This window comes from Magnetococcales bacterium (assembly GCA_015231925.1).
Taxonomy (GTDB): domain Bacteria; phylum Pseudomonadota; class Magnetococcia; order Magnetococcales; family JADGAQ01; genus JADGAQ01.
Window position 1 is genome coordinate 1 of the sequence record JADGAQ010000271.1, and the last position, 4,330, is coordinate 4,330.

The window sequence follows — 4,330 nt, forward strand, 5'->3', positions numbered from 1 at the left end:
CGGATTGCAACGCGGCCAGGGACCAAAAGATGGTGAATGTCAACACGCCCTAACACGGATTATTTTTCTCCAAAGATTGCATAAAGGAACGATTCCCACATAGCCTTTCGCCCCATCACCACTCCCAGATCCGGAAACAGGTGCCAAGGATCCAATGCAGGATACTGATCCGCCGTTCCCTGGCACCCTGAATAGGGGTGGTTGTCGTCTACCTCCAACACAGGGCTTCCATCCGGCCTTGTCCCTTGGGGGCCTTTACGGACATCTTTTTTGAGCCTCTTCATAGGCCTCGAACTCCTGCTGCAGCGTCTCCTTCAGGCTTTAGCCCGTTATGGCAGATATCTTTCCCAAGGGAATCTTTGACCAATAGGCATGGATCGTTTTTCCCAATCATTACGATGTTTCAGTAATCAGCATAAACGCCAGGATTGAAATATTCATAAATAAGGATACGGCAAGCGCCAACTGGTAACCGAGTCGCATTCTCGGTTTATTACTGAGCCGCAACCTCCTCAAAATTGGCAGACTATATATTAACTGTGGAATCCAGAAAAAAAATGTTAAAACGCCAAATATCGCCGAGTAATCTATATTAATATATATTATTACAGCTCCGACAATAATTACAATGATTAAGTACAGAAGCAACACTCCCATTCCTGAAATAAATCCAATGAGTACAGAGTCCTTCATCGTTACCCTTCCTGTGTACCCTTCATATAGGCAAACCATCCTATATGAAGGGCACACCCATTTTGCGTTATCTTTTCCGGAGGCGCCAATATACAAAGGAGGCCAACCCCGCCGGAAACCCCTTCAAGACCAGCCCACCCAAATCCGGAAATACGTGCCTGGGATCCGATGCAGGATACTGATCCGCTGTTCCCTGGCACCACGAGTAGGGGTGGCTGTCATCTACCAATGTTCCTTGTTTGTCGTAGAAACACTCTGCTGTCGGGTTTTCCGGCGTTGGATGGTGGTTTTCCAGGTAGCCTTCAAAACCGCAATGAAAAACCGTCGAATCTCCAACATAGGGCTTCCATCCCGCCCTGCCCCTTGGGGGCGCTTCCGGACATCTTTTTTGGGCCTCTTCATAGGCCTCTTCTTCCTGCTGCAGCGTCTCCTTCAGGCTTTGCCAGTTATAGCAGGCCTCTTTCCCATGGGGATCTTTGACCGACCCGCACGGATCCTTCTTCCTCCCCTGCCCCTCCTCGTCGCACCAGACATACGTCGACCCGTCCTTGCGGTGGCCGGTGCGGCAATGGTCGGGTTCGGCCTTTTTATCCTCTCCCTTTTCCCCGGCGCGTGAGGGTTCCCGGCTCGGCTTCGTCTGCTGCTTTTCCGACTCCTTCTGCTGCTGGGCCAGCCACTCCTGCCTCAGCCTCGCCCCCCGTCCGGGAGACCAACCCATGTTGCCCGCGCTGTCGGTAAAACGCGGACCCTTATAGGATTCATCCGCCATGAAAGGCTCCTTTCGAAAAGTATAAGAAGCAGGTTTCCAAATCAACCGTTTTGGTATCTGTTCAGCATTCGGAACATCCCGATATGACCGTCTCCGCACCGAATGGAAAAGTCTCAGGAGGCGGAAAGGCAAAAGATAACGTCCCAGGGGTGCCCCCTGGACCCCTTGGGGTGGGGTAACGGCAACGGAAAAGGACACGTCCCAGGGCGCTGCCCTGGACCCGTCGGGGGGGATAATCCCCCCCGAACCCCCGTATTACTCAAAAAACAGGGGGGCCTTGCGGCCCCCCCTTTCATCAGAAGGTCGAGGCGCGCGGACCCGTGGCGATCAGCGTCACCGCCGCCGCCGTGGAACCCACCGCCGAAACCGCCACCACACCGTCGATCTTGGTCTGGCTGGTGGAGGCGTCGTCCAACGACCCCGCCGTGGCCGAGGTGTAGAGCGACACATCCAGGGCGCAGTTGGCCAGACACTTGCCCTTGATGTTGGAGCCCTCGATGGCCACCCAACCAAAATCGTTGTCCGCGAAGGCAATCTGGGCAAAGCCGATGAACCAGCCGTCGTCCGCCATCGCCTTGGTCAGGGGAGAAGCCTCGAAGTTCTCGTCGATGCCCACCACCTGATACTGGGTGATGGCTCCCGCCGCATGAACGAACATCCAGCGGGTGCCGTCCGTGCCGGCCACCGTGGTTCCCAGGGGGAAGTCGTTGCCCTGATCCCCGTTGGTGCCGGAACCGGGTTCGGTCACCGTCAGATTGACACCCAAAACACCGCCGATCGCCATAATAGGCATGTATGTTCCTCCAATGGAAAATGGACGGGGAGGAGCATCCCCCCCGTCCGGGGTTGCCTGAACGAAATCGTTTCAGGTGGTATTAATCCTTGAGAACGCCCTGCAGGAAGGCGTTCGACAGGGTCATGTTGCCCGCCCAGCCGATCAGGCGCACCATGGCGTCCTGGTTGGTGGAGAAGCGGTCCGGTCCCATCATCACCATGTTCCGGTCCTTGTGGGGGCGGAAATGGATGTAGTTGGTGTTGAGGAAATACATGTGGTTGGTCGGAGCGTGGCCGCCGTAGCCGCCGTCGTAGACCACGTCGGCGTCCATGAACTTCAGGTTGGCGAAGCCCGCCGAGGCCAGTTTGTCGTCGGTGACGCGCTGCACCGACTGCATACTTTCCAGGTAGAGACGGAAGTAGTTGTTGTCCGCCACGATGAGGTCGGGGCGGTCCGTGCCCCGGATCAACTGCAGCCACACCCGGTTCATGTAGCTCTGGATGTTGGCCGAAGTCGCGGCGGCGCCGCCGTCGGTGGTGGCGTCGAAGGCAACCGAACGCCAGAAGGTCCAGGTCGCCCGGTTGATGCCTCCCACCGTGCCGGTGGTCGGATCGTCCGGAACCAGGAGCTGCAGGCCGCCGATCTGTTTGCCGCCGTCGGCGGTGCCGTCGGAGTAAACATCCGCCGACAGGTTGTTCATGAAGGTGCGTTCCGCGTTGGACATGCGGGAGGTCAGCAGGTCGAAGAGCGATTCCGGTCCGGCGTGCATCAACTCCTCCAGACCCGAAATCGACACCGCCACCGCTGCCTGTTTCCAGTCGAACTCCGCCGCCGAAAAGACTTCGCTCGGCTGGATGTTCAACAGTTCGTACCCGGCGTAGCGTTTGAACGTCGAGTTCTCGGCGTACTCCAGGGGTTGCACGATGGAACGCCCGCCGGAGACCGGCTTGATGCCTCCCTTCTTCTCCAGCCGGTTGAGCAGGATGTTGTTCTTGGAAATGTTGTCCGCCATCTTCTTGGCACGACTACGAAGGACGGTGGTTACGCTTTCAGAAAGACCCGGTGCAGCCATGTTGAAAACTCCTTATGTTTGATTACTTTTGGTTTGAACCCGGACACACTGAGCCTTCCTGGCGGGTGAGGCCGGGTTCATTCCGATGGATGGATGTGTTTTGCAAGGGACGGCCTTCCGTGGCCGTTTGAAGAGGCTTCCCGTGTGGGGGAAGTTTGCTCCGTGGTGGCGGGATGGGGTGGGGGTCGTGGACCCGCGACACCGTGGCGACCGACGGAGCGCAACCGGGGGTGACCCGGATGGCGTGATTTCAGTGAGGGGGGGGACGGGCCAGTTGGGCGCGGTTGGTGCGGCGATTCTTCATGGGAACTCCTTTGGGTTGTGGCCTTGTTTGTAAGAATGGAAGGTCATACAGTGGGTGTCGGTTGAGGCATGCACCTCTTTTTCGCCGGGGAGGAGCCGGGATGAACGGGAAAAAGGATGGAGAGGCAACGCCGATGGAGGTGAGTCGGCGGGTGCGTATATACGGCAAGGTACAGGGTGTTTGGTTTCGGGATTCCACGCGCCGGGAGGCGTTGCGTTTGGGGGTGACGGGGTGGGTGGCCAATTTGCCGGACGGGTCGGTTGCCGGGGAGTTTCGCGGGCCGGAGGCGGCGGTGGCGAAGTTGGTTGCCTGGTGTCATCACGGGCCGGAGATGGCGCAGGTGAGTCGGGTTGAGGTGGTGGCGGGGACGGAGGGGAGGGAAGGGACGGAAGGGAGGGAAGGGCCGTTTGAGGATTTCGAGATCCGGAAGTAGGGCAAGTAAACGGGGGTCCGGGGGGGGGCGAGCCCCGAGGTGCGGACGGTCCGCTGTAGCGAATCAACGGGCAAGTAAACGGGGGTCCGGGGGGGCGAGCCCCCTCGGCGGGGTTTGGGGCAGCGCCCCAAGGTTTTATCCGTTGACGTGGCCGTAAGCGGTCCGCTGCAGCGAATGAAAGCGAAAAACCCGATCCCGAAGGCGATCTTGATGGATGGCAGCGGACCGCCGGGGGGGCAAGGGGGGGCCTCATCCCCCCATCCGTTGACGTTGACTTTCAGCCG

At 58.6% G+C, this 4,330-nt stretch carries 4 protein-coding genes; 1 reads left to right on the top strand and 3 read right to left on the bottom strand.

Going from position 1 to position 4,330, the window contains the following annotated elements:
• Positions 1 to 760: 760 nt before the first annotated feature.
• The 3 genes from HQL56_18525 to HQL56_18535 all read right to left on the bottom strand — a co-directional run bounded on the left by HQL56_18525 (position 761) and on the right by HQL56_18535 (position 3,309).
• Complete coding sequence (locus HQL56_18525; protein MBF0311511.1) at positions 761 to 1,462, bottom strand: hypothetical protein; 702 nt, start codon at positions 1,460 to 1,462, stop codon at positions 761 to 763.
• A 295-nt stretch (positions 1,463 to 1,757) separates the two neighbouring features.
• On the bottom strand, positions 1,758 to 2,255 hold the full coding sequence (locus HQL56_18530; protein MBF0311512.1) for a hypothetical protein: 498 nt from the start codon (positions 2,253 to 2,255) through the stop codon (positions 1,758 to 1,760).
• An 82-nt stretch (positions 2,256 to 2,337) separates the two neighbouring features.
• Complete coding sequence (locus HQL56_18535; GenBank protein MBF0311513.1) at positions 2,338 to 3,309, bottom strand: phage major capsid protein; 972 nt, start codon at positions 3,307 to 3,309, stop codon at positions 2,338 to 2,340.
• Positions 3,310 to 3,746: 437 nt separating this feature from the next.
• Here HQL56_18535 and HQL56_18540 point away from each other — a divergent pair, with 437 nt between their 5' ends.
• On the top strand, positions 3,747 to 4,046 hold the full coding sequence (locus tag HQL56_18540; GenBank protein ID MBF0311514.1) for an acylphosphatase: 300 nt from the start codon (positions 3,747 to 3,749) through the stop codon (positions 4,044 to 4,046).
• Positions 4,047 to 4,330 lie beyond the last annotated feature (284 nt).